Source organism: Ideonella sp. P3_A4 (genome assembly GCF_056403075.1).
The window spans coordinates 1-1,717 of record NZ_JBFUGE010000945.1; the positions used below are offsets into that span (position 1 = coordinate 1).

2 protein-coding genes are annotated in these 1,717 nt (G+C 68.1%); both read left to right on the forward strand.

The features are described 5' to 3' along the window. A partial coding sequence (locus tag AC1DYI_RS34690; protein ID WP_477208642.1) for an MlaD/PqiB family protein occupies positions 1-864 on the forward strand: 864 nt, incomplete at its 5' end. After that, on the forward strand, positions 861-1,478 hold the full coding sequence (locus AC1DYI_RS34695; RefSeq protein WP_477208643.1) for a PqiC family protein: 618 nt from the start codon (positions 861-863) through the stop codon (positions 1,476-1,478). The genes AC1DYI_RS34690 and AC1DYI_RS34695, both read left to right, overlap by 4 nt. Positions 1,479-1,717 lie beyond the last annotated feature (239 nt).

A 1,717-nucleotide genomic window follows, 5' to 3' on the forward strand; every position in this document is an offset into this window, starting at 1 on the left:
CGCTACGACAAGGGCAGCGACGACTACACGATCCCGGTCATAGCCGAGCTCGAGTCGACCTCGATCCGCGGGCTGGCCGAATCGAAGAGCGACAGCAGCGCCGATGCGCTGGCGGCCTTGGTCGGCCGGGGCTTGACCGCGCAGCTGTCGATGCAAAGCCTGCTGACCGGCCAGCTCTATGTGGACCTGGACCTGCGGCCAGAAAAGACCGCGGTGCAGCACGACAAGCCCGACGAGATGCTGGAGATTCCGACGACAGCGACGGCGATCCAGAACCTGAAGAATCAGTTCGACGGCCTGGACTTGCGCCGCCTGTTCGACGACGTGTCGGCGATCGCCGCGTCGGCGCGCGCGGTGGTCGCCGGGCCGCAGCTGAAGAAAGCGATGGACGACCTGGCGGCCATCACCGACCACCTGCGCAAGCTGAGCGAGCGGATGGAAGTGCGCTTCGACCCGCTGATGGACACGGCCTCGAAGACGCTGGTCGATGCGCGCAGCGCTGCCAACCGCGTGGGCACGGCGGCCGACGACGTGTCGGGTACCGCCCGCCGTCTGGGCGGCACCGCCGACCATGTCAGCGCGTTGGTGGCGCCTGATTCGGCCGTGGTGCTGAAGCTGCAACACACGATGGACGACCTTGCGAAGATGGCCGACTCGCTGCAGCGCCAGACGGGCGAGGACGCGATGCTGATGCAAAACGCCAACCAGGCGTTGCAAGACGTGTCACGCGCCGCACGGGCGCTGCGCGAGCTGGCGGATCTGCTGGAACGCCATCCGGAGGCGTTGCTGCGTGGGCGCTCGCAAGCGCCCGCCGCTGAACCAGCGCAGGGCGAGGCCAAGCCGGCCGCAGGAGCGAAACGATGAGACCGCAACTGGCAGCACTGGGCCTGGTGATGACGATGGGGCTGGTGGCTTGTGCCGGCTCGCCAGAGACGCCGATGCGCTATTACCAGCTGCGTGTGGAGCCGCCCAGCGGCGAGGTGGCGCCACCGGTGGCCGCAGCGACAACAGCGGGTGAGCCCGAGGTCTGGCAACTGATGTCGCCAGTGCGCATGCCCGAGTACCTGGACCGTGATGCGCTGTGGCTGGCGGTGGGCTCCAACGCGCTGCAGCCGCTCGAAGGCCATCGCTGGGCCGAGCCGCTGCGCACGACGGTGCCGCGAACGCTGGCCCATGACCTGGGCGTGTTGCGCGGCGCCGACCGCGTCTGGGCCGGCAGCCCCCCGGGCGGCCTGGTGGTGACGCAGCAATTGCGGTTGGAGATCCTCGAGTTCGCGCCCGTCGACGGCGGCAGCCGCGTGCACCTGCGAGCGCGCTGGACCTTCAGCGACCCGAAGGGCGCCGGGCCGGTGCAGCTCGACGAGGCCGCGATCGACGTCCCCAGCGCGAGCGCCGCCCCGGCCCAGCTGGTGGACGCCCATCGGCTCGCGCTGTGGCGGCTGGCGCAGCGGCTCGCGCAACGGCCTGCTGCCCGCTGACCCAACCGCTGTTGAGCAACCCCGTCGCGTAGGCAGACGGGCGTCAGTCATTGTTTGCATTTCAAGAACACGCCATGAACGATTGGATGGTTTATTCCTGAATCGTGAATCTCTACAGTTCATCCCATCGATGAGCCGCAACCAAACAAACGACTCACCGAGGCAGGACAGACGGTCCGGACTTCCCCACCCAGACCGCCAGCCCGGAACCCCGTTTCAACGATTCAAAGGATGACCAC